Genomic DNA, 23,238 nt, shown 5'->3' with positions numbered 1-23,238 from the left:
TAGCCTATTTAACAATTACAGTGCGCCCGTTCCTGTCACAGGTCCTAACAACCGAAGAGAAATGAAGAGCAACGGAGAGCTGCTATGAACGATGAAGTAATTCTGTATACCAACCCGCAATCCCGCGGCCGTACTACACGCTGGATGCTGGAGGAGGTGAATGCGCCCTATCGCACGGAGATTCTCGAATACGGTGGCAGCATCAAGTCACCCGCCTACCTGAAGATCAACCCGATGGGCAAAGTGCCGGCCATCGTGCACCGCGACCAGGTGGTGACCGAGGCTGCAGCCATCTGTGCCTATCTGGCGGAAGCCTTCCCGCAGGCGGGACTGGCACCGCTGCCCGAAGAGCGCGCCAGCTACTACCGCTGGCTGATCTTTGCCGCCGGGCCACTGGAGGCGGCGATTACCGACTTCAAGGTATTCGGGGTGGAGCCGGATGCGCAGAAGCAGATGATGGTGGGCTACGGCAGCTACGCGGCAGTGCTCGACAACCTGTCCAACTGGTTTATGGGTCACACCTATGTAACGGGCGAGCGCTTTACCGCCGCCGATGTCTACCTGGGATCCCAGCTCAACTGGGGATTGGAGTTCGGCACGATTGAAAAGCGCATCGAGTTCGTCGACTACGCGCAGCGGGTCACAGCGCGCGATGCCTATCGCCGCGCCACGGAAAAAGATGACGCACTTGAGGCAACGGCCTGATGAAAAAGACCTGCCACGGCAGCCGTCACTGCGGCTTGCGCTCGCTCGGTAGGGCTAGTTGAAGGAAATAGGCGGCGACACTGTCGCCGCCTATTTGTCGCGGTGAGACAGCGTTATCCCGCAGCGGGATCCATCCACATAATCTCCCAGATATGTCCATCCAGATCCCGGAATGAGCGGCCGTACATGAAGCCGTAGTCCTCGGGCTCGCGAAAACTACTACCTCCCGCCGCAACTGCCTTGTCAAGCAGCCCATCCACCTCGGCGCGGCTCTCCGCGGAAAGGCACACCAGTACCTCGGTGCTCTTGTTAGTGTCGCAGATCTCTAGACCGGGCGTGAAGCTGAGGAACTTCTCGCGGGTGAGCAGCATGACAAAGTTGCTTTCGCCGACGATCATGCAGGTTGCGGTGTCATCGGTGAACTTGGGGTTGAACTCGAACCCGAGCCGGGAGAAAAACTCGATAGATTTCCCTAAATCGGCAACGGGCAGGTTTACGAACATCTTTCTGGACATGGTATTTCCTCGGTTACAGCCAACGATGGATTGTTTTGGTATCCAATAGTCGCATCAGGTAGTCGGCGATCGACAGCGGCGGCAAATTATGTGGCGGAAAAAGCCTCCCGAGGTGGGGATTACCCAGATAGGACTATTGATGATGCGGCCTGCGAGAATCGGTGGGCGATAGCGGGTGAGGAAATACTTGCGTCGATTGGCGCTGTGAGTGGCTTACGGACGCACAAAATTATTCGCGACAATTGCCGCGATTCATGTCATGTTCGTCATGAGCCACCAAGATTGATGTAGCAAGTTTCGAAATAATTGGGGTTGAGTAAGTTTTTGATTTGGCTTCAGATATTTACTGTCGTGTCAGAATATCATTCTTGCCCTATTTATTTTGGGTTAGAAGCCATGCGAATAGCCTCGGATTATTTTGAATGTCACAAACATCAAGCTAAACGGTAATCTCTGCGAAGCAGTGGCTGCCCGGTGGAGGTCACGTCGTTCGTGGCCGTAACGAATTTGAGCGCCTTGTTTTGTGAACTAAACGCCATAATGTTTCTCTCTATGGCAATTCGGGCATAGTGCTTGCGCATTCTCAACAGTGTCATCTCCGCCTTTAGCTAGGGGAACTGTATGATGTACTTCTAAATATGGCGTATTGTCGGATTTGCGAGTGAAAGGTGCGGGCATATTGCAGCATTCACAGTTACCATTTGCTCTAAGGAGAACCTCTGCAACGACATCTGGATTCCGGTCAAAGACTTCGATTGTGGCGGTAGATTTCTTTGGCTTTTTCGCCGCACTTTTTAACCGCTTTTGACGGCTTTCTTTAGTGTCTTTTTTGGCCTTTGATACTCTTTGCTCGAACTCTTGAAAAAAATCGTGCTTGGTACAGGAAAGAACAAACTCGGAATACATAACGAGTGCGCGTCGATACATGTCTTTGCCACGCTTGTTCAGTTCGTACAAATATCCTGACTCGTCGTGCTTCTCGCAGTAAGCTTTAAATCGCGCATCTGATGCAAGCTGACTATGATCAAATGATGAGTGTTCAATTAAAGCTGCATGAGCAGAGAGCTTGCCGGACAAAGGAGCTGAATAATTTTTCGCCGTTTTTGGTGAGCGCCCTTGCTCAATCAACCAATCGTAAAACTCCATAACTACCTCTATTCACCTAACGCCCGCAGCAGGGGCCGCCGGAGCGTAGCGTAGGCCGTCCCACGGAGGCCCCGATAGGGGCCGGAGTATACTGCCTGCGATTGTTATGCAGCTGCAAAGTCCACAGCATTTTCATTGTAGTAGTTTATAAGTTGATACATGTCTTCAATGTACTTTACAAACTGCCCCATATTTGCGAGCAAAACACCCTTATCTAGATTCGGTGGCAAGTGAGGATGACCGGCCTCGTTTCGGCAAATTCGACAGAACTGGAAAATTTGTTCGATTTTTATTTCAATATCATTAGTCCAGCCATAGCCATGTGGTTTATTAGTTGAGGTTTTCCATGAAGCTTTAAATTCATCAAAAACTTTAGAAATAAATTTCTTTGAAGTTCGACTAACAAATCTTTCTTTTATCTTCTCATCTTCTATCGCATTGGTGTATGCATCAATAAGAAGATAGATTGCTTTCTCTGACGCCCCGCCCAAAAGGAAAGCACATCCTAGATTTGACCCTGCCTTTATTGTGACAATTGCTTCCTCGATAAATCTAACGATAATTGGATCTATGTTTGGGATGGTATCTTTAAGAACTTGCGGAAATTTCTCAATCTCAAAAGGCAGCATTTCGCCAATGTTTTCTTCATTTTCAACCGCCTCTTTTGCTTGGGAAAGGGCCTCTTTAAGCTTGCTATCTGCCCCTTGCAGTTGAATTGTTCCGGTGTTGTAGACTTTAACTACACATTTTGCCTTACCATTCTGTATGTCAAGACGCTTGCAGTTACCCTCAACTTTTTCTTGAAACGGGAAATTATTGCGCTCAACATATGACTTCATCTGCGCATAGTTACTTTCCATTATTTCTGACACTAATTTCTCCTTATATTGAGTTGCATAACATTTATATCTTGTCGCTACGGTCGATATCCCACCGACTGATATTTTCTGATCGACTTCATCACAGAATGGTTCAGAGGGCCCGTGCCGCTACACTCTTAGCCAATATGAGATGATCATTCTGGTTGTCGAAATATTTTTCGCGACAGATATCCCTGATTCCATAGGCTGTTAGTAACTGCCTGTTTTACCGACTTTTTCCCAGCCAGCTGGTGCTCTGGTAAAAGATCACGGTCGCCACGACTGGAATGCCTCGCCGAATACACTGATTCGCGCTGCAAGGTATGGCAATATGCAGAGTGGTTCCGATTTGAGAGTGCCCATGTCGCCACATCACTTGCCTTTGTAACCTTGAGAAGTTCAGAGCTCTGCGGACTTCTTGGCTAGAGATTTCCCCGCTTTCCGCTCGCTCTTCTATTTCGCTTGTATAGCAATTGCAGTAGTCACTCAATGTGATGGGTGACTCATTGCGCGTGTCGCTATTTATAACATGGGGGATTGTATGGGGTGCAGTGCTGTAATGGGCGGGATGACGATGAGCGAGACACGTAACTGGCTGCAACTTTGTATGTGAGCAATCACATACTGCGAGTGTTATTGTGCAGGCTGCTTTGGGAGCTTTTCTATATAGAGGATTAAGTCGGTCACGCCTCGGGACCACCAGTCGCTCAACCCCACGACTCCTGCTATCTTCCTGCCTATAACAACGCACAGGAACCCTCCATGTTCAGGAACCTTACCGCCTCCGTGGCCCTGCTAACCGCCGCGTCCATCTCGACAGTCGGCCTTGTAGGCTGCGACCGCTCCCAGCCCGAATCAAAAGCACAGTCGGAACAATCGTCCCAGTTCGCCATCGACTACCAGCGGTTCCAGCTGCAGAACGGCCTCAATGTGCTGTTCCATATCGACCGCTCCGATCCGGTGGTGGCGGTGTCGCTGACGGCCCATGTGGGATCGGCGCGGGAGAAGGAAGGGCGTACCGGCTTTGCGCACCTGTTCGAGCACCTGCTGTTCCTGGAGTCCGAGAACCTGGGCAAGGGCGGGCTGGATGCGATGAGTGCACGCATCGGCGGTTCCGGGGCCAATGGTTCCACCTCTCGCGACGTCACCAACTATTACCAGACGGTGCCCAGGGATGCGCTGGAGAAGATGCTGTGGGCCGAGGCGGACAAGCTGGGCTGGTTTATCAACACGGTGACCGAGCCGGTGCTGGCGAAAGAAAAGCAGGTGGTGAAGAACGAGAAGCGCCAGAGCTACGACAACCGCCCCTACGGCCACACCCAGTACGTGATCGACCGCAACCTCTATCCGGCGGACCACCCCTACAGCTGGCAGGTGATCGGCTCGCTGGAGGACCTGCAGAACGCGACCCTCAGCGACGTGAAGGAGTTCTTCCGCCACTGGTATGTGCCCAACAACGTGACTCTGGTAGTGGCCGGGGATTTCGATCCCGAGCAGGCCAAGGCGTGGGTGCACAAGTATTTCGACGAGGTGCCGGCGGGCGAGGCCATCGAGCGCGCGCCCAAGCAGGCGGCGGTGCTGAAAGAGTCCGTGCGCCGCTACCACGAGGACAACTTCGCCCGCGAGCCGGCGCTGACCCTCGCCTGGCCGGCGGTGGAACGCTACCACCCGGACAGTTACCCGCTGGCGGTATTGCTGGAATACCTGTCCGACGGCAAACGCGCGCCGCTGTACCGGGTGCTGGTGGAAGACCAGCAGCTGACCGCGGGCGTGTCCATGGGCAGCTACGATTCGGAACTGGCCGGGCAGGTCCAGCTGCAGGTGCGCGCGTTTGAAGGTCGCGATCTCGACCAAGTGTACGCGGGTATCCAGCAGGCGTTCGCCCTGTTCGAGAAAGAGGGCATCGCCGCGGAAGACCTGAAGCGCATCAAGGCCGGCCAGGAAATCGCGTTCTACAACGGCCTGTCCAGCGTGCTCGGCAAGGGCTTCCAGCTGGCCCAGTACCAGATGTACCAGGGCGACCCAGGTTACGTGAGCGAGGATATCCAGCGCCTGCTGGCGGTCACCGCCGAGGACGTGCAGCGGGTGTACCGCAAATACCTGCAGGGCAAGCCGTTCGTGGCGGCGAGCTTCGTGCCCAAGGGCGGCGTCGAGCTGGCTCTGGCGGATTCCGTCAAGGCGCAGGTGGTGGAAGAGCAGATCGTCAGCGGCGCCGAGGAGCAGTTAGATGCGTCGGCGCAGGCCGACTATGAACGCACCCCGTCCAGCTTCGACCGCACCAGGGAGCCGTCCTACGGCGAGCCGGCGCAGACCGCGGTGCCGCAGGTATGGCAGGCGGCGCTGGCGAACGGCGTGCAGGTCTCCGGTATCGAGAGCAGCGAAGTGCCGACGGTCAACTTCAGCCTGGTGATCGACGGCGGCCAGCTGCACGAATCCCTCGGCAAGACCGGCGTCGCCAACCTGACCGCGATGCTGATGGAACGCGGCACAGCCAAGCGCACACCGGAAGAACTGGAGACCGCGATCCAGACCCTGGGTGCCGATATCGAGGTGTCCGCCGGCAAGGAGAGCTTCCGCTTCGATGTCACCACCCTGGCGCGCAACTTCGAGCCGGTATTCGCGCTGCTGGAAGAAATGCTGATGGAGCCGCGCTGGGATGCGGACGAGCTGGTGCTGGCGAAGAAGAGTGTCGCCAGCCAGCTGAAGCGTTCGGCGGCCGAACCCAACGCCATCGCCAGCAAGACGTTCGCGCGCCTGCTGCACGGCAAAGACAGCATCCGCGGTTACAGCCTGCTCGGCACCGAGGCCTCCGTGGCCGCCATCACCATGGACGACCTCAAGGCCTATTACCGCGATTACCTGTCGCCGTCGGTCGCCCGCGCCCACGTGGTCGGGGATATCGACAGCGCTGGGTTCCTGAAGGCCACCGAGTCCCTGGCCAAGCGCTGGCCGGCGCAGGCGGTGAAAATCCCGCAGCCTGAATCCGTAGCCGCCGCACCGGGTATTTATTTTGTCGATGTACCCGGGGCCAAGCAGTCGGTGCTGCGCATCGGCCGCCCGGCCATGTCGGCGCTGTCTGACGACTATTACCCGGCGGTGTTCACCAACTACATTCTCGGCGGTGGCGGCTTTGCCTCGCGCTTCACCCAGCAGCTGCGCGAGGGCAAGGGCTATACCTACGGCATCCGCTCACGGGTGGACGGCGGCAAGACCGGTGGCGAGTTCGAGATAGGCACCGGCGTGCGCGCCAATGTCACCGCGGAATCGGTGCAGCTGATTCACGATATCCTCAACGACTACGCGCCGACCTACACCGAGGCGGATCTGGAAACCTCGCGCTCCTACCTCACCCGCAGCAACGCGCGCGCGTTCGAGACCGCCGGTGCCAAGCTGGGCCTGCTGGAAAACATGAGCCGCTACGACTGGCCGGCCGACTACGTGCGTGAGCGCGAGGCCATCACCAAAGGCATGACGGTGGATAAGGTGCAGAAGATTGCCGATACCTATATGCAGCCGGGTTCGATGATCTGGGTGGTGGTCGGCGATCGCGCGACTCAGTTCAGCCGCCTGCAGGAGCTCGGCCTGGGCGAGCCGACGTTGCTGGATGGCGACAAGCTGACGCAGGTGGCGGAGCTGTCCGCAGTGGAGTGATTAGCGAGGGGCCCGGAAAATTCCGGGCCCTTTTGCATGAGACTGAATTCTTCGGTGGCCCTATTCAGCCACCGCAACCTCTGGCAGTTCGTACTCTCCTTTCAGAACGGAAGGCCCCGGCCGGTAGACGCGCATGGCGAAGTTCCAGCCGTCGGTGATATCCAGCCGGTTGGGCTTGTCCCCGCAGGCTTCTTTCGAGCCGAAGAACACATCGAAGGTGCCGTCTTCGTTCAGCTTCACGTTGCGGTCGTTGACGATGTTGTTGTCGGACTTCATAAAGCCGTCATCGCCGTACACGGTGATCGACCAGAAGGCGTTGTTCTCCGGTACCCGGTAGTTGGCCATGTAGCACTGGCTGGCGTCGGCCGGGCCGGTGTAATTGATGTAGACCGCCTCCTTCGCCGGCAGCAGGCCCCAGCCGCCGGCGACGGCGATATGGCGGGTCTTCTCGTTCACCTCGCCGCGCGGGCCCATCCAGTCCGGCTCGAAATTCTCGTACTGCTGGAATTCCTTTTCATAGCCCTGGCGCAGCGCCAGCATTGAGTCCTTGTCCCACTTGGGAGCGGGGAAGGGATCACTGCTACTCGCATTGATCTTGATGCCTTTTTGCAGTTTGTTGACCAGCGCCACGTCCTTGGCATCGTTCGGGTCCCGCAGCTCGATACGCTGGATCACCGCCACGTACTTGGTGTCGGCGTCGATCTTGTGGGTGCCGGGCTCGTGGAAGACGTCGACGGCGTAGTGGTCGTTGTCGATCACGTAGACCGAGAAATAGCGGTCGTCGGGAAACTCGGGAATGGTGACGGTGGCACCGCCTTCGGTATCCACCAGCGCACCGGCATACAGGGTGTCGCGGTTCATACGGATAATCGGCTGCTTATCCAGTGGCGTCGGCTCGGTGATATAGAAGAATTCATTCACCTTACCGCCGGCATCCTTCTGGAATTTCGCGAAGGCGAAATCGGTCTCCGCGCGGATGTAGTTCTCGGGTGTGACCTTCTCGCCGCTGGCCGCCCAGGCACAGGCAATAAACACCAGTGCCGCGCTGGCGATACCTATTCCAAATCGCTTCATGATCGTCCGCGCCTCGTATCGTTGGTTCGGGAATCCGCAGCTGAAGCCGCCGTTGGCTAAAACGGGAGGCACAACCACGGTGCGCCGGGAGTGCCGGTATTAGCGCGAAGTGTAGAGTGGGTATATTGCCGGTACGAATGCAGGGGCGGGGCGCCAGTATTGACGCCCCGCGTTAGCGGCAGGCGCTATTGCGCCTGCACCGGGTCGATCAATGGCGTGCGCACGGGCTTGGCCAGGCCGAAGAAGACTGCTGCACCGTCGCCGCCAAAGCGCGGGGACAGCGCATCACCCTTTTTTCATCGTGTTATCACCACATCATCACGGCGGTGTCGTCGCTGGCATAATTCAGGTAAAGGCGTATCCGCAGTACATAGCGCCGCCCCTGTTGTAGGCGCACGGCAATATGCGCATTGTGCTGGGTGCCACTGTCATCGTCCCCGTCGACAAACCGCAGATCGCCGTTGACGTCCTCGAACAACACCATCACCGTATCCGAGCGCCCGAACGTCTGTATAAAGTAGTCGTCGGTGCTCTGCGGCTCGATGACAAAGTTTTTCTGTTCAGCCGGGGCCAGGTTCAAGAACTCCAGCTGGAACGGCTCCAGCTTCGGATTGCGCGCGTCGTCCAGGGGAGGGTAGAAGCGCCGCACTTCCTCGATGTCATGGTCAGACAGCCCCAGCTCTGGCGTCAGGCCACCTCGGTACTCCGTCGGGCTGGTGATCAGGCCGGCCGGAAAGCTGTAGTGCATCACGGAATCCGGGTCCCACTCGGATCCTTCCACGGCTGCGGACGGCAGCTTGCGCAGAACGTTGTGGTAAGTGGTCTGTCGCGGCCAGTTGTTAGGAGACCCGCCGAAGTAGGTGTATACCGCCTCCTCGTCCCAGACGATGCCCGCAAACGGATTCTGGTGCTCGTGGGGGAAACCGAGGGTATGCCCGATCTCATGTACAGGCGTATCGACTCCCCGTGGATCGAGAGTGAGGTCCCAGCCGAAATTCATGGTGCGCTCGAACTGGCCCGGAATATCAATTACGTCGCGCCCGACATAAGACCACGCGCCATCACCCTGTTGGAAGCCGATACGAATCTCGGCCTCATTGATATTGGATACTTCCTCGAAGGAAATTCCGATACCCACGTCCTCCCAGACACGGAAGCCATCACGGACTATCTCCTTCTGGTTATTAGCTCCGCTGTAGGGGCCGCTGTCAAAAAAGTAGTAACGCAATGTAGTCCCGTTTACCCACTTCTTGTCGATCCAGCGGATCAGTCGCGCCCGGTTCGGTGAGACCTCGGCAGGAAAGCTGCGCTCGGGAACTTCAGGAAGTGAGCAGAAGTTCATGACAGACTCTGCAGCCTTTGGGTCTGTAACCGCCTTGCCTGTTCGGTCGGTTCGTTGTTCCAGCTTGTCCAGACGAGTTGAAAGATCGGCGATTTGTTTGGAGATGGATTTGGTCGACTCAGCCATACCCTGGCCTCCGGCTTTGATGTTAGTCGAATATATTTTGTGAGCCTGTTGGGCTCATGGGAGTAAGTGAGATATTAATAGAAGTTTTAGGGGGTGGCCTGAATGAGCAAAAAAGTCAGCGCTTGATTAGACCAGTATTAAAAGCTTGATAAGAGGTGGCGATATTTTTCTTGTTGGCGATAAACGGGATACACTACAGAAAAATAATCGATTTAGCTGAGCAAATTGTGATTTATGGAATTTTGCTTGTCTGAAATTGCTGGTGGATCCGCATGCTGATTTTGTGGGCGCTATTGATGCTCTGGCAAAAATTTAATGTCGCGTCGTAATTGATCTTTAGCTTCAAGATAATTGGCTGATAGAGAGTCGAGCAGCGTTTTTAAGTCGCCCGCTATAAGTGAACCCGGTGGGGTAAGAGGAGCAGATCTGCTGGTTATCATCCCAGGATATGATTGGCGTAGGTTTGCTTCAGGCTTTGTCGGTAGTGAGATAGGCGTTCGCTAACGGAGAGTCTGCGCCGTATGGCTTTCCGCGCCGACTGATAGAAATGTTGCGTTTGTTGCTGGTCAGGTAGTCGATGTACTAGTTAAAAATTATCAGGATCAAGGGTTATTTCCTTCGCCCGCGCTCGCAAAGCCTTGAGCTCCGCAGCATCCATCTTGTCCAGCTGGCTCAGTATCATCGCCATGCGCTGGTTGCCGTCGAAGTGCTCGCGCTTGTCGGCGAGAAAGTTCCAGTAGAGGCTGTTGAACGGGCAGGCGTCGTCGCCGGTCTTTTCCTTGATCTTGTAGCGGCAGCCCCCGCAGTAATTGCTCATCTTGTTGATGTAACTGCCGCTGCTGATATACGGCTTGGTGGCGACCAGGCCGCCGTCGGCGAACTGGCTCATGCCGCGGGTGTTGGTGATCTCCACCCATTCGATCGCGTCGATATAAATACCCAGGTACCAGGCATCCACCTGATCCGGGTGCACCTGGGCCAGCAGGGCAAAGTTGCCGGTGATCATCAGCCGCTGGATATGGTGGGCATAGGCGTGCTCCAGGCTGTTTTTGATTGCGTGGTGCAGGCAGTTCATCTTGGTGTCTGCGGTCCAGTAGAAGTCCGGCAGGTCTTTCTGGTTGTCGAGGCGGTTGCAGCGGCGGTAGCCGGGCATCTCTTTCCAGTAGATACCGCGCATATACTCCCGCCAGCCGAGGATCTGCCGTACGAAGCCTTCCACCTCGTTGATCGAGATGTTCTTGCGATTGTTCTGCCAGTGTTCGATCACCGCATCGATTACTTCCCGCGGGTGCAGCAGCTTGCTGTTCATCGCGAAACTGAGGCGGCTGTGGAACAGGTAGATTTCGTCCGGATCCATCGCGTCCTGGTAATCGCCGAAGTGCACCAGTAGCTCGTCGCAGAAGTAGCGCAGCACTTTCAGGCAGTCTGCGCGGCTGGTGGGCCAGTTGAAGTGTTGCGGGTCTATGTCGCCGAAGGTCTTTACGCCGGCCTCCTCAATGCGCTTGACGGTATCGCGAACATCCTTGCGGAAACCTTTTTCACGAGGAATTTCCGGCTGGCCCTTCCACTTGTTGCGGTTGCTCTGGTCGAAGTTCCACTGGCCGCCTTCAGGCTTGCCGTCCTTAGTCATCAGGATGTCGTGTTTCCTGCGCATATGGCGATAGAAACTCTCCATCAGCAGTGACTGTTTGCCGTCGAAGAATTCCGCCAGTTCGCCGCGGCCGGTGAGGAAGTGTTCGCTGTCGAAGGCCTCGGTGTCGATGCTGAGGTCGTCGGCCAGTTGCCTGAGTTGTTCATCCAGCCGGTATTCGTCCGGCAGCTGGTACTCGAACTTTTCGATGCCGTGCTGCTGCACGAGCCTGCCGATGTTCTTGCCGAGGTGCTGGGTGTTTTCCGCGTCATCGAGCCGCCAGTGGATCACGTTTTTGCCGCGATCGCGCAGCCAGTCGGCGAAGCCGGCCATGGCCTCGAAGAAGGCCACCACCTTCTGGATATGGTGTTTGACGTAGTCGGTCTCCTGGCGCATCTCGGCGATGAAATAGACGGTGTCCTTGTCGTCATCGCGGTACCAGGAGTGCTTGTGGTTGAGCTGGTCGCCCAGGACCAGGCGCAGGGTTTTCACGTGTGACCACCTGTTGCATGGGCGTCGCTTGCGCCGCCGCGGATTCAGCCGGTTATGCACAGCCTAGTCCAGCCGCGATGAAGGCAGGGCGTGGGACCGTGAGCCGAAGTTGAGGAGCTATCGTAAGAAGGGAACACCAAGATGAATCGGGGAGAGGCTATGCCGGAACCGGATGAGAGTTTTATACGCCGCTTTTTCCAGCTGGAGGCCGCCGGCGGGATTCTGCTGATTCTGGCGGCGGCGCTGGCGCTGCTGATGGCCAATTCGCCGCTGGAGCGTATCTACGCGCTGTTGCTGCAGACGCCGGTAGAAATCAGCGTCGGCGACTTCTCGATCGACAAGCCGCTGCTGCTGTGGATCAACGATGGCCTGATGGCGGTGTTCTTCTTCCTGATCGGCCTGGAGCTGAAGCGCGAGCTGATCGAGGGCGAGCTGTCGGAGCGTTCCCAGGTGATCCTGCCGGGGGTGGGTGCGATCGGTGGCATGATGGTGCCGGCGCTGATCTATGTCGCGTTCAACTGGGATGATCCGGAAGCGTTAAAAGGCTGGGCGATCCCCGCGGCGACGGACATCGCCTTTGCGCTGGGTGTGCTGTCGCTGCTCGGTTCCCGCGTGCCGCGCTCGGCCAAGGTGTTCCTGACCTCTCTGGCCATCTTCGATGATATCGGCGCCATCCTGATCATCGCCTTCTTCTACACCGACAATATTTCACTGTTTGCGCTGTCGATGGCGGCGGGCTGCGTGTGCGTGTTGACGATTATGAAAGTGGCCGGCGTCGAGCATCGCCGCGCCTATTTCGTCGTCGGGCTGGTGATGTGGGCGTCGCTGCTGAAAAGCGGTGTACACGCAACCCTGGCGGGGGTGGTACTGGCGCTGTTTATTCCGATGTACACGCGGCGCGACCCGGAGTTTTCGCCATTGAAAAAGCTCGAGCATGAGCTGCTTCCGACGGTCACCTTCGTGATACTGCCATTGTTCGCGTTTGCCAATGCCGGCGTGGATTTCGGCAATATGGACAAGGGCTATTTCCTGCACGGTGTGCCGCTGGGTATTGCGCTGGGCCTGTTTGTCGGCAACCAGATCGGCATCTTTTCCCTGTGCTGGCTGGGCGTGCGCCTCGGGCTCGTGAAGCTGCCGCAGGATATGTCCTGGCTGGTCCTGTACGGCATCGCCGTGCTGTGCGGTATCGGTTTCACGATGAGTCTGTTTATCGGCTCGCTGGCGTTTGAGGAAACCGGTGTCGATCGCTTCTTCGACGAGCGGGTGGGTATTCTGTTCGGCTCGATCCTGTCCGGCGTCGTCGGCTATGGTGTGCTGCGCTTTGCGCTGCGTGAGCGCGCCGGCCGGCAGGGCGGCGCGGGGGACAATGGCTGATCGGCGTGCCGCGGATGTACCGGTGTCGTCAGGCAATGACGCCCTGCGCCTGCATCTGCTCAATTTCCTCCTGCGTATAGCCGAGCGCGTTGAGCAGTGCGTGGGTGTGTTGGCCGAGAGGTACGCCGGCGGTATGTCGCCGCGGCTTGTTGCCGTCAAACGTCAGCGGTGAGTTGATCTGCTGCTGCGTGTCGCCGTTCGCCAGCACTGCCTCACACTGCATCTGCCGCTCCTCGATCAGCGCACTCTCACTGGCCTCGGAGAAGTTCAGTACCGGTTCCACGCAGGCATCACACGCCTCAAACACGCGCATCCAGTCATCCAAGTTGGCCATGGCAATGGCCTCGGCGATATCCCGCTTGAGGGGTTCCTGTTCGTCCGCCTGCAGTATCCGCTGCAGCCACTCCGGGTGGCCGATGGCGTTGAAGAACTGTTCTGCGAACTGTGGTTCCAGGCTGCCGACAGACAGGTAGCGGTTGTCGGCGGTGCGGTAGTAATCGTAATAGCTGCCGCCATTCAGCAGTTCCTGCTCCGGCATCGGATCGCCGGCGCCGGCGAGTGCATTGGCTCCGCAGATGGCGTTCAGCGCGAAGGCGCAGTCGGTCATGCTGATATCGATATGGCTGCCCTTGCCGCTCTGCTGGCGCTGATACACGGCGGCGAGAATGCCCATCACCGCGTGGTGCGAACCGCCGGCGATATCGGCGATCTGGGTGCCGCTGAGGCTCGGGCCGCTGGCCTCGCGGCCGGAATAGCTGGCGAGGCCGGCCAGCGCCAGGTAATTGATATCGTGGCCGGCGCGCTGCTTGAGCGGGCCCGTCTGGCCGTAGCCGGTGATGGAACAGTAGATAAGATCCTTGCGCGCTTTGCGCAGGGATTCGTAGCCGAGGCCGAGTTTATTCATCACACCGGGGCGGAACTGTTCGACGACGATGTCGTACTCCACCAGCAGGCGCCGCACTATCTGCTTGGCCTGTGGGTCTTTCAGGTCCAGCGCCAGGGATTGTTTGTTGCGGTTGATGGTGGCGTGAGCGGCGGATACCGGTTGCTCGCCGCCGACCATCGGCGGCAGGCCGCGCAACATATCGGGGCGCGTGGGGGATTCGATCCGCAGTACCTCCGCGCCCATATCCGCCAGCAGCATGGTGGCGTAGGGGCCCGGGAGCAGGGTGGAGAAGTCGAGGACTTTCAGTCCCTTGAGCGGCCCGTTAACGTGATTCATAGATTGTCTTCAGTGACGGCGATATTTTTTGTCACTCGTCATACCGGCGCAGGCCGGTATCCAGTTGCAGGTATCTGGATTCCGGCCTGCGCCGGAACGACGAATGAGCGGTTTCGGAGACCTGTTAATCCCTCAGCAGCTCGCGGGAAATGATCAGCTTCATGATTTCGTTGGTGCCGGCGTAGATGCGCTGCACGCGCGCATCGGCCCAGGCGCGGGCGATCGGGTATTCCCACATATAGCCGTAGCCGCCGTGCAGCTGTACGCACTCGTCGAGCAGCTTGCACTGGAAGTCGGTGGCCAGCAGCTTGGCCTTGGCGGCGGTGCCGGCGTCGAGCTTTTTCTCGTAGTGCAGTTCCAGGCAGCGGTCGATGAATACGCGCAGCGCGCTGAGTTCGCTGTCCAGTTCCGCCAGTTTGAACTGGGTATTCTGGAAGGCGGCGATGGGTTTGCCGAAGGCCTTGCGCTCGCGCACATAGTCGACGGTCCACTGCAGACCGGCTGCGGCGTTGGCGATGGCGCCGATGGCGACGCCGAGGCGTTCCTGCGCCAGCTCCTGCATCAGGTAGATAAAGCCCTGGCCCTCGCCGCCGAGCAGGTTTTCCGCCGGCACCTTGACGTCGTCGAAGAACAGCTCGGAGGTGTCCTGGGCCTTCATGCCGACCTTTTCCAGGTTGGTACCCTTCTTGAAGCCGGGGAGATCGGTCTCCACCAGCAGCAGGCTGACGCCGGTGGCGCCTTCGTCCGGGTTGGTCTTCGCCACGACGATTACCAGGTCGGCCATCTGGCCGTTGGTAATAAAGGTCTTGGAACCGTTCAGCACATAATGGTCGCCGTTCTTGATCGCGGTGGTGCGCACATTCTGCAGGTCGGAACCGGTACCCGGCTCGGTCATCGCGATGGCGGTGATGATCTCGCCGCTGATGCACTTGGGCAGGTATTTCTGTTTCTGCTCTTCACTGCCGTAGTTGACGATGTACGGCACGGCGATATCCGAGTGCAGCCCCCAGCCGATGCCGGTGAGGCCGAGGCGGGATATCTCCTCGTCGATTACCGCGTTGTAGCCGAAGTCGAGGCCGAGGCCGCCGTATTCCTCCGGGATCTGCGGGCACAGGAAGCCCATCTGGCCGGCCTTGGTCCACAGTTCCCGGTCGACCTGGCCGTCCTTCTCCCACTGGTGGTGATGGGGCGCGGCTTCGTTTTCGAGGAATTTGCGCACCGTGTCGCGAAACTGTTCGTGATCTTCGTTAAAGACTGTTCTCGGGATCATCGCTTTTCTCCGCAATATTATTCGTATTATTGATCAGTCAGGGGCAGGTTGGTCTCAGCCATCTGCGTCAGTGTCTTGGGTGGCGCGAAGCGCTCGCCGTAGTGTTCGGCCAGCTCCCGCGCGCGTTGGGCGAAGGCCGCCGGGCCGTACTGGTTGATGTACTGCAGCGCACCGCCGGTCCACGGCGGGAAACCGATGCCGAAGATCGAGCCGATATTGGCATCGCGCACGCTGCGCAGCACCTGCTCTTCATAGCAGCGCAGCGTTTCGATGGCCATGATAAACAACAACCGTTCCTTCACATCCTCGAGCGGCGGTTGTTCGCCTGCGGGGAATTCTTTCGCCAGCCCCTGCCACAGGTGCTTCTTGTCATTTTCCGGGTAGCTATAGAAACCGCCACCGGCGGCCTTGCCGGCGCGGCCCAGTTCCAGCATATGGTCGATCACCTTGTCCGCCGGGTGCGATGGTGCCTGTTTGCCCTCGCGCTGCAGGTCGTTGATGGTCTGCTGGCGGATCTTGCCCATCAGTGTCAGCGATACTTCGTCGCTCACCGCCAGCGGCCCGACCGGGAAACCGGCCAGGGCCGCGGCACTTTCGATGGTGGCCGGAATGACGCCCTCGCCGAGCATGGCGATACCCTCGTTGGTAAAGCAGCCGAATACCCGCGAGGTGAAAAAACCGCGGCTGTCGTTGACGACGATCGGCGTCTTGCCGATCTGCAGTACAAACGCGAAGGCGCGGGCGAGGGTTTCGTCGCTGGTCTGCTCACCGCAGATAATTTCCACCAGCGGCATCTTGTCGGCCGGCGAGAAGAAGTGCAGGCCGATAAAATTGCGCGGCCGCTTTGAGGCCTTGGCGAGGCCGGTGATCGGCAGCGTCGAGGTGTTGGAAGCGAAGACCGCGCTCTCGGGGAGCTGTTCCTCGGCCTCTGCCGTGACTTTGGCCTTCAGCTCGCGATCCTCGAACACCGCCTCGATGACCAGTTCACAGTCTTCCAGGTCGGCGGCACTGTCGGTTGGCTGGATGCGCGACAGCGTCGCCTGCATGCGGGACTCGTCCGTGCGCCCACGCTGCAGGCGTTTCTGCAGGGATTTCTCCGCGTAGCCCTTGCCCTTCTCGGCGGCCTCCAGCGAGACATCCTTGAGCACCACGTCGAGGCCCTTGCTCGCGCAGGCGTAGGCGATGCCCGCACCCATCATGCCGGCGCCGAGAATACCGATTTTCCTGAGCGGCGCGGTGTCGATATTGCGCGCCGCTTCCGGCAGCGAGGCGCCAGACTTGATCGCGTTGAGGCCGAACCACAGAGTGCCGATCATGTTCTTCGCCACCTGACCACAGGTCAGTTCGACGAAGTAGCGCGACTCGATGCGGCTGGCGGTATCGAAGTCCACCTGGGAGCCCTCGATCACGGTGGCGAGGATGGCTTCAGGTGCCGGCAGGCAGCCCTTGGTTTTCTGCTGCAGCATCGCCGGCGCGACGACCAGCAGCTGCGCGTTCTTCGGATTCCTGGCATCGCCGCCGGGCATGCGGTAGCCGGGCTGATCCCACGGCTGCTGGATTTCGGTATCGGCATTGGCGAGCACAAAGGCGCGGGCGTGGTCGAGCAGCTCGTCGGCGTTCTTTGCGGTCTGGTGAATCAGGCCCGCCTCCAGCGCCTGTTGCGGGCCCACCTGCTTGCCTTCGAGCAGATACGGCAGCGCATTCTGGATACCGAGCAGGCGCGGCATGCGCACGCAGCCGCCGCCGCCGGGCAGCAGGCCGAGGGTGACTTCCGGCAGGCCGATCTTTACCGCCGGACTGTCGATGGCGATGCGGTGGTGGCAGCTCAGTGCCAGCTCCCAGCCGCCGCCGAGGGCGGCGCCGTTGATCGCCGCCACCACCGGTTTGCCGTGGGACTCCAGCCAGCGCAGTTCCGCCTTCAGAGCCTCGCAGTAGGCAAAAAATTCTGCGGCCTCTTCGCGGTCGGCGGAGTAGAGCCAGTTGAGGTCGCCACCGGCAAAAAAGGTCTTCTTGGCCGAGCGCACGATAATGCCGACATAGTCGTCTTTCTTCAGGCGCTCGGCGGCCTCGCGCAGTGACACGGAAAAATCCCGGTCCATCACATTGGCGGATGCGTTGGGGTTGTCCAGAATCAGGTGGATGATGTTGTCGCTGTCTTTTTCCAGGCGAATGGATTTCATCTTGTTATCCCCCTTAACCCAGACGTTCGATAATGGTTGCCACACCCATGCCGCCGCCGACACACAGGGTGACGAGGCCGTAGCGCTGGCCGCGCTGTTCCAGCTCGTCCAGCACCGTGCCGATCAGCATGGCGCCGGTGGCGCCGAGCGGGTGGCCCATGGCGATGGAGCCGCCGTTGACGTTGATTTTCTGCGGGTCGATATCCAGCTCGCGCTGGAAGCGCATGACCACCGCGGCGAACGCCTCGTTGACCTCGTACAGGTCGATTTCCTGCGCGCTCAGGCCGGCGGCCTTCAGTGCCTTGCGCGTGGCCGGCGCCGGGCCGGTGAGCATGATGGTGGGATCACTACCGACTACCGCGGCGGAGACGATGCGTGCGCGCGGCGCTATGCCGAGATCGCGTCCGGCCTGTTCACTGCCGATCAGCAGCGCGGCGGCGCCGTCGACGATACCGGAGGAGTTGCCGGCGGTGTGCACGTGGTTGATGCGCTCCACCTGCGGGTAGCGGGCGCGGGCCACGCTGTCGAAACCCAGCTCACCGAGGCCGGCGAAGGACGGCTTCAGTTGCCCGAGCCCTTCCATCGAGGTATCCGGGCGCACCAGCTGATCGCTGTCGAGGATCAGCAGGCCGTTCTGATCGCGCACCGGCACGACGGATTTGGCGAAGGCGCCGCGCGCCCAGGCGGCGGCCGCCTTCTTCTGGGATTCCAGTGCGAAGGCGTCCACATCCTCGCGGCTGAAGCCGCCGAGCGTGGCGATCAGGTCGGCGCCGATGCCCTGCGGGGCGAACCCGGTGTCCATCGCAGTGCGCGGATCCGCGGCCCAGGCGCCGCCGTCGCTGCCCATCGGTACCCGCGACATGGACTCCACGCCGCCGGCTACCACCAGCTGTTCCCAGCCGGAGCGCACCTTGGCGGCGGCGAAATTGACCGCCGAGGCGCCGGAGGCGCAAAAGCGGTTCAGAGTGACACCGCCGATATCCCAGTCCCAGTCCGCGACCAGGGCGGCGGTCTTGGCGATATCGGCGCCCTGGTCGCCGATCGGCGTCACGCAGCCCATGACCACGTCATCGACTCGCTGCGTGTCCAGTTGCGTGCGCCGCTGTAGTTCGCGCAGCAGGTCGGCCAGCAGCGTGACCGGTTTGACTTCGTAAAGGGCGCCGCCGGGCTTGCCTTTGCCCCGGGGCGTGCGGATGGCGTCGTAGATATAAGCTTCGTTGGGCACGGTTCAGGCCTCTTTATTATTTCGTGGCTATAACCTTAGTTGCAGCGCTGATTGGTGCAATGATGAAAGACGCCACCGACGATGACGCCGGCGACAGTGGGTGACCATAAAGACACTGGCGGCATCCCATCGCTGGTTATTCAGAATCAGACTAATCAGGTGAATTAGCTGCCATACACTCATGGGAGACGTTTAGAGGTATTAAGCGACGAGGTCTTGCTATGGCGGACAATCTATTGGACATGGCGGTGCGCAAGCTCGGCTCTTCCGGAATCGACGCACTCACCGGCGCACTCGGCCTGCCGGCAGACCGCGCCGAGTCCGCAGTGAATACCGGGCTGGCCACCGTGATTGCAGGCATGCTGAACAAGGGCAGCAGCAAGACCGGCATGGCGAGCCTGTACAAAATGGTTTCCGACAGTAGCGACCTGGATTTCTCGTCGATCGGCGACACCTTCAGGGATCCCGAGCAGATTAGCAGCGTGCAGCAAAGCGGCGCCAAAATGCTTGAGGTGATTTTCGGCAGCAAAGTCGGCAGTGTCGGCGATCTGGTGTCTGGCGCCATCGGTGGCAGCAGTGGCAACGGCCGCGGTCTGCTCAAGGTGGCGGCGCCGGTACTGGTGTCGTTGCTGAGCCGCCTGGTCAACAGCGAGCGACTGGATGTATCCAAACTGGCCGCGTTGTTGCTCGGGCAGAAGGAGCATATCCAGGGCAAACTGCCCGATGGTCTGCTGGACGAGCTGGGCGTGTCCGGTTTCGGCGATCTCGGCAGCGCGCTGGTCACCCATGGGCATGCACAGCCACAGGAACCGCGCCCGCAGGCACTGCACCACGCTCCGGCGAAAAAACGCGGTGGCTTCGGCAAGTGGTTCTGGCCGTTGCTGATTGCACTGGCCGGGCTCTATGCGCTGAACATGTGTGCGCAGAAACAGGAGGTGGACAGCAAGCCCGGTGAGGTGCTGCTGGAAGAGGAGTCGGTCATTATCGAAGAAACGCCCAATGGCGCGGCGCTACCTCCCGATTCTGCCAGCGATACACAGACTACTGCGGAACCGGCCACTGCGGAGTCGACCTCCGATGCGGACGCGGGTTTCGCCGGTAGTTTCCGCGAGTACCTGACCAATTCTGCGCGGGATCCGAATCGCGAATTCCCGCTGAACATTGAGTTCGCCGCAGACAGTGCCGAAGTCACCAGTTCATCGGTGCCGGAGGTCGAGGCGCTGGCAAAAATCCTGAAGGAAAACCCGGGGCTCTCCATCGCCGTCGAAGGGCACACTTCCGGCAATGGCGACGCGATGGCGAATCAGGAACTCTCGCAACGGCGCGCCGACAAAGTGCGCCAGATGCTGATGGAAAAAGGTATAGATCCCAACCGTGTCACTGCGACCGGCATGGGCTCCGCGAAACCCGTACTCGACGAAGGCACCGGAGAGAATGGGCAGAAAAACGAGCGTATCAGTGTGCGGGTGGTGACGTTCGAATAGGCCACTCGGCTAGCTAGTATCGAAAAAATCCCCGCGGCTGCGGGGATTTTTTATCGGAAAAGTTTTTGCGCGTACGTTAGCCGCGATATTTTTCCCGGTAGGCCCCCGGCGCCAGGCCGGTCCATTTTTTGAAAGCGCGATTGAAAGCGCTGGGCTCGGAGAAGCCGAGGCGTTCGGCGATTTCCGCCACCGCCGTTTCCTGTTTCTTCAGCTGGTACACCGCCATGTCGCGGCGTACCGAATCCTTGATGTCCTGCCAGCTGTTGCCCTCCTCCTTCAATCGCCGGCGCAATGTCTGCGGCGAGGTGTACAGCCGCGCGGCGACATCGTCGAGCGACAGGTTCTCGATTGCGTTCTGCTGCTGCAGCATGCGGCGGATGCGGCCGGTGTAGCTGTGGTCGGACTTGTACTGCGCCAGCAGGCACTCGGGGGCGCGGGCGAGGAAGTCGGCCAGCTGCTGTTCGTCGCGCACCAGCGGCATCTGCAGGTAGCGGGTGCTGAACACCAGGCAGGTCTCGCGCTGGTAGAAGTAGTGCCGGCAGGGGAACATATCGCTGTAGTCCTCGTTGTAGTCCGGCGGCGGGAAGGCCAGGTGCACCCGTTCGAGCAAAATGGTGCGATCGATCAGCCAGCTGAAGAAACGCAGCCAGATCAGCGCCAGCGACTCGACGAACATCTGGTTCGGCAGGTTCTTGTCGTTGCTGTGGTGAAACAGCAGCCGCGCCTCTTCGCCATCTTCGACCAGCTTGATATGTATGTCGTCGCTGACCATGGACACGAAGCGGCCGGAGCGCAGCAGCGCGCGGCGCAGGTTCGGGCTGCTGATACAGGCGTGCCCCATCATGGCGAAAGTACCGGGTTTCCACGGACGGGCAAGGTAGCCGCCCGACTCGTCGTTCAGCAGGTCCCACTCGCGGCGCAGCAGGTTCGCCATCTGCTCGCGGCTGATGCGGCTGTCGGGCTCGTCGATCACCGCCGGATCGATGCCGCTGTCCAGCAGCAGCTGCCGGCAGTCCACACCCGCTGCCTCAGCGCCGGCCAGTTGCGCGCGCACGACCGCGGCGAGGATGCCGTGGTCTGTCTCGCGGACTTTGGCCGTCCCGCTTTCCTGAATGTCGCTTTCCACTGTCTCAGCCCTCCAGTGTCCTGCCTCATTTGGTACGGGGCAGGGTACTAATTATTCTGTTTGCAGCGTGTGCTCGCTGATGTGGAAGCAGGATTATGCGCAATGCGGCGGAGAAAGTCAGGTTTGGCCGGATAGCCGCTGTTGTGGCCGGTTTGGCGTGAGTCGCGTGCGGGGCTGTGTTAAAAGGACTGGGAGCAAGCGAGGGACAAGCCAAATGCCATCAACTCTGGAAAACCAGCTCAATCCGACCATCTGCCGGCGCATGCTGATCGCCCACCTGATCGAGCAGCTGCCGAAGCCCAATAACCCGGCGCTGGAGGAGGTCACCGGTTGGCCGCGGCGCACGGTGCAGGACATCATCGCCAAGGGGCTGCCGGGGCACGGCACCCAGGTGGAGTTCATTCAGCAAGGGGTGCGCAACAACGATGGCTATTACGAGTTGCGGGACTGGGGCTCATTTGATCGCGACTGGGTGCACAAACACCTGTCGGTGATCTGCAAGGTGTTGGGGGTATCTCTGGAGTAGTGGAGCCCGGGGGGGATTATAGGCTGGGACGAGAGCCGCGGCCCGGTATCTCGTGCGCGGGCCGTGGCGACTTTGGGGCTGTTACCGCTACTGTTGCCCCTGCTGCAGTATCTTGTTGACTCTCTCCAGCAGCGCCGGATCGGACTGCAGGCTGCCCGCTATCTGCTGATATTGCTCTTTTGAGAGGCCCGCCTGTTCAATCGCCCCGATCATTTTGCCCTGCGCTTCCTTGTTGATCTCCTCGGCTTCCTGGATGTCGGCTGCGGCCTTGATTCGAGGCGCGTATTCGCGGCTGAGCATGACGATCGCGCGGTAGGCGTTGGCGAATTTTTGCAGCTGGGGGTCACTATACGAGACTTTCTGTGCGGTGGCCTGCCCGGCATTGGTTTGGGCCTGCGCCATCGGCAAGGCCAGTAACAGGGCGAGCACGGCGAGACAGATAGCTGGTGTTTTCATTGTGCACCTCGAATGGTCAGAGGACGCTTTTGCTTCGGCGAGAGAGCACCCAGCGTCCTGTAGGGGCTGCCAACGCCATGCTTTTGCCGGCGGCGCCGGAGAAAAAGTGAGGGGTTGTCAGCTCAGCGTAGTCAGTTTCCGCGGCGCGTTGCGCCATTTGCCGCCAGTCGTGTGAATTTTTATTGGCGGTAATTCATTGACCTAAAAAAGCCCGAGAAATTTCTTGCGTCGTTGCAGCGAGCTCTCACAGCTGTTCAGCTGCTGCTGGTAGCGCTGGGCGCGGGCGGATACTTTTTTCGACACCTGTTTCAGCCAGGACTTATTCCTAAAGGTGCGCCTGTTAAAGCCACCATGTCCCTCGTGATAGGCAAGGTATAGGTGATAGGTGTCGTTCGATCTGATACGGCACTGGCGCGCGCTGGTGTTGTTGTACCAGCCGACAAAATCGATGGCATCGCCGAAGTCGTCGCGGTCGGCGCCGTAATTGAAGGCGGAGCGCTCGTAGGTACGCCAGGTCATGCCCAGTGCCTGCGGATAGCCAAAGGCGTCCGAAGGGCGCGGACCCGGGATAAAGCCGAGGATCTTGGTGCGCGGTGGGCGCGCGTCGTGCACGAAGCGGGACTCCTGATGGATGAATGCCATCATCGTGGCCACCGGCGAGCCCCATTTTTCCTCGGCGTCCTTGGCCTCCGCATACCAGCCTTTCTTCTCGCGGAAAATCGAGCAGATATCGTCGGGGTTGCTCGGCGGGCTGGTGGCGCAGCCCGCGGTCAGAATTGACCCAGAAATCAGCAGGGCGGCGAGCAATCGGTAATTATTGTTATTCGACATGGC

At 59.3% G+C, this 23,238-nt stretch carries 18 protein-coding genes; 5 read left to right on the top strand and 13 right to left on the bottom strand.

The genetic code is table 11. The features are described 5' to 3' along the window. Positions 1 to 84: 84 nt before the first annotated feature. Entirely contained in the window at positions 85 to 705 is a 621-nt protein-coding gene (locus BLW36_RS08725; RefSeq protein WP_091387352.1) for a glutathione S-transferase family protein, read from the top strand. Positions 706 to 818: 113 nt separating this feature from the next. On the opposite strand, the gene BLW36_RS08720 is transcribed toward BLW36_RS08725, so the two are convergent. The 3 genes from BLW36_RS08720 to BLW36_RS08710 form a co-directional block, all read right to left on the bottom strand. Continuing rightward, positions 819 to 1,220 (bottom strand): VOC family protein, encoded by a 402-nt coding sequence (locus tag BLW36_RS08720; RefSeq protein WP_091387349.1) that lies wholly within the window; start codon positions 1,218 to 1,220, stop codon positions 819 to 821. A gap of 528 nt (positions 1,221 to 1,748) precedes the next feature. Then, positions 1,749 to 2,366 carry an HNH endonuclease gene (locus BLW36_RS08715; RefSeq protein WP_091387347.1) on the bottom strand — a complete coding sequence of 206 codons (618 nt, stop codon included), beginning with the start codon at positions 2,364 to 2,366 and terminating at the stop codon, positions 1,749 to 1,751. Between the two features lie 104 nt (positions 2,367 to 2,470). After that, positions 2,471 to 3,238: a hypothetical protein gene (locus BLW36_RS08710; protein ID WP_139304844.1), complete on the bottom strand. Its 768-nt coding sequence runs from the start codon at positions 3,236 to 3,238 to the stop codon at positions 2,471 to 2,473. Between the two features lie 750 nt (positions 3,239 to 3,988). On the opposite strand from BLW36_RS08710, the gene BLW36_RS08705 reads away from it, so the two are divergent. Next, positions 3,989 to 6,877: a M16 family metallopeptidase gene (locus BLW36_RS08705; protein WP_091387342.1), complete on the top strand. Its 2,889-nt coding sequence runs from the start codon at positions 3,989 to 3,991 to the stop codon at positions 6,875 to 6,877. A 60-nt stretch (positions 6,878 to 6,937) separates the two neighbouring features. Here BLW36_RS08705 and BLW36_RS08700 read toward each other — a convergent pair whose 3' ends face one another. From BLW36_RS08700 to BLW36_RS08690, 3 genes are all read right to left on the bottom strand, one after another. Then, positions 6,938 to 7,951 carry a DUF1214 domain-containing protein gene (locus BLW36_RS08700; RefSeq protein WP_091387340.1) on the bottom strand — a complete coding sequence of 338 codons (1,014 nt, stop codon included), beginning with the start codon at positions 7,949 to 7,951 and terminating at the stop codon, positions 6,938 to 6,940. A 307-nt stretch (positions 7,952 to 8,258) separates the two neighbouring features. After that, positions 8,259 to 9,419 (bottom strand): matrixin family metalloprotease, encoded by a 1,161-nt coding sequence (locus BLW36_RS08695; RefSeq protein ID WP_091387338.1) that lies wholly within the window; start codon positions 9,417 to 9,419, stop codon positions 8,259 to 8,261. Between the two features lie 586 nt (positions 9,420 to 10,005). Then, entirely contained in the window at positions 10,006 to 11,541 is a 1,536-nt protein-coding gene (locus BLW36_RS08690; protein ID WP_091387336.1) for a cryptochrome/photolyase family protein, read from the bottom strand. 159 nt (positions 11,542 to 11,700) lie between these two features. On the opposite strand from BLW36_RS08690, the gene nhaA reads away from it, so the two are divergent. Then, positions 11,701 to 12,915: a Na+/H+ antiporter NhaA gene (nhaA, locus tag BLW36_RS08685; RefSeq protein WP_091387334.1), complete on the top strand. Its 1,215-nt coding sequence runs from the start codon at positions 11,701 to 11,703 to the stop codon at positions 12,913 to 12,915. 28 nt (positions 12,916 to 12,943) lie between these two features. Here nhaA and BLW36_RS08680 read toward each other — a convergent pair whose 3' ends face one another. From BLW36_RS08680 to BLW36_RS08665, 4 genes are all read right to left on the bottom strand, one after another. Then, on the bottom strand, positions 12,944 to 14,137 hold the full coding sequence (locus BLW36_RS08680) for a CaiB/BaiF CoA transferase family protein (protein ID WP_091387333.1): 1,194 nt from the start codon (positions 14,135 to 14,137) through the stop codon (positions 12,944 to 12,946). Positions 14,138 to 14,261: 124 nt separating this feature from the next. Continuing rightward, positions 14,262 to 15,407: an acyl-CoA dehydrogenase family protein gene (locus tag BLW36_RS08675; RefSeq protein WP_091387331.1), complete on the bottom strand. Its 1,146-nt coding sequence runs from the start codon at positions 15,405 to 15,407 to the stop codon at positions 14,262 to 14,264. 26 nt (positions 15,408 to 15,433) lie between these two features. Further along, on the bottom strand, positions 15,434 to 17,587 hold the full coding sequence (locus tag BLW36_RS08670; RefSeq protein ID WP_091387329.1) for a 3-hydroxyacyl-CoA dehydrogenase NAD-binding domain-containing protein: 2,154 nt from the start codon (positions 17,585 to 17,587) through the stop codon (positions 15,434 to 15,436). Positions 17,588 to 17,600: 13 nt separating this feature from the next. Then, the gene (locus BLW36_RS08665; protein ID WP_091387327.1) at positions 17,601 to 18,812 is read right to left on the bottom strand and encodes an acetyl-CoA C-acetyltransferase; all 1,212 of its coding nucleotides are present in this window, start codon (positions 18,810 to 18,812) and stop codon (positions 17,601 to 17,603) included. Between the two features lie 221 nt (positions 18,813 to 19,033). On the opposite strand from BLW36_RS08665, the gene BLW36_RS17525 reads away from it, so the two are divergent. After that, entirely contained in the window at positions 19,034 to 20,296 is a 1,263-nt protein-coding gene (locus tag BLW36_RS17525) for an OmpA family protein (RefSeq protein WP_091387325.1), read from the top strand. Positions 20,297 to 20,372: 76 nt separating this feature from the next. Here the strand turns inward: BLW36_RS17525 and BLW36_RS08655 are convergent, their stop codons facing one another. Then, on the bottom strand, positions 20,373 to 21,422 hold the full coding sequence (locus tag BLW36_RS08655) for an AraC family transcriptional regulator (protein WP_091387323.1): 1,050 nt from the start codon (positions 21,420 to 21,422) through the stop codon (positions 20,373 to 20,375). 214 nt (positions 21,423 to 21,636) lie between these two features. Here BLW36_RS08655 and BLW36_RS08650 point away from each other — a divergent pair, with 214 nt between their 5' ends. Further along, positions 21,637 to 21,948 carry a helix-turn-helix domain-containing protein gene (locus BLW36_RS08650; protein WP_091387321.1) on the top strand — a complete coding sequence of 104 codons (312 nt, stop codon included), beginning with the start codon at positions 21,637 to 21,639 and terminating at the stop codon, positions 21,946 to 21,948. 87 nt (positions 21,949 to 22,035) lie between these two features. On the opposite strand, the gene BLW36_RS08645 is transcribed toward BLW36_RS08650, so the two are convergent. Further along, on the bottom strand, positions 22,036 to 22,404 hold the full coding sequence (locus tag BLW36_RS08645) for a DUF4168 domain-containing protein (protein WP_091387319.1): 369 nt from the start codon (positions 22,402 to 22,404) through the stop codon (positions 22,036 to 22,038). A gap of 201 nt (positions 22,405 to 22,605) precedes the next feature. Then, positions 22,606 to 23,235: a transglycosylase SLT domain-containing protein gene (locus BLW36_RS08640; RefSeq protein ID WP_091387316.1), complete on the bottom strand. Its 630-nt coding sequence runs from the start codon at positions 23,233 to 23,235 to the stop codon at positions 22,606 to 22,608. Positions 23,236 to 23,238: the final 3 nt, after the last annotated feature.

The sequence above is a fragment of the Microbulbifer marinus genome, assembly GCF_900107725.1.
GTDB classification, from domain to species: domain Bacteria; phylum Pseudomonadota; class Gammaproteobacteria; order Pseudomonadales; family Cellvibrionaceae; genus Microbulbifer; species Microbulbifer marinus.
Note: the sequence above shows the minus strand (reverse complement) of the source record. Positions and strands in the feature narration are given on the sequence as shown.